The organism is Pantoea sp. VS1 (genome assembly GCF_002207995.1).
Taxonomy (GTDB): domain Bacteria; phylum Pseudomonadota; class Gammaproteobacteria; order Enterobacterales; family Enterobacteriaceae; genus Pantoea; species Pantoea dispersa.
This window is the reverse complement of the sequence record NZ_NHZE01000182.1, coordinates 1-392: the sequence shown is the minus strand read 5'-3', so window position 1 is coordinate 392 and position 392 is coordinate 1. Positions and strand designations below refer to the sequence as shown.

General features: G+C 57.9%; 1 rRNA gene. It reads left to right on the top strand.

The annotated features are described in order from the left end of the window. Window positions 1-286: 286 nt before the first annotated feature. Window positions 287-392: ribosomal RNA gene (gene rrf, locus CBW22_RS25765) — 5S ribosomal RNA — on the top strand; the annotation flags it as partial.

Genomic DNA, 392 nt, shown 5'->3' with positions numbered 1-392 from the left:
CGGGTGTGTAAGCGCAGCGATGCGTTGAGCTAACCGGTACTAATGACCCGTGAGGCTTAACCTTACAACGCCAGAGGCGTTTTGGTCTGAGAGACCGGAGAATTTTCAGCTTGTGACGGATAAAGAATCAGCTTTGTTCTGCGGACGCGAGTCCGGAGGATTTTGCGCTGAGGCGAGGCGGCAAGCGAAGGAAAGGAAGGAGCATACACGAGTATGTGACTGACTTTGCGAGCGCGGCCAACGCGGCATCAGCGCGAAAGACGCGGGACAGGGCACAAAGAATTTGCCTGGCGGCAACAGCGCGGTGGTCCCACCTGACCCCATGCCGAACTCAGAAGTGAAACGCCGTAGCGCCGATGGTAGTGTGGGGCCTCCCCATGCGAGAGTAGGGA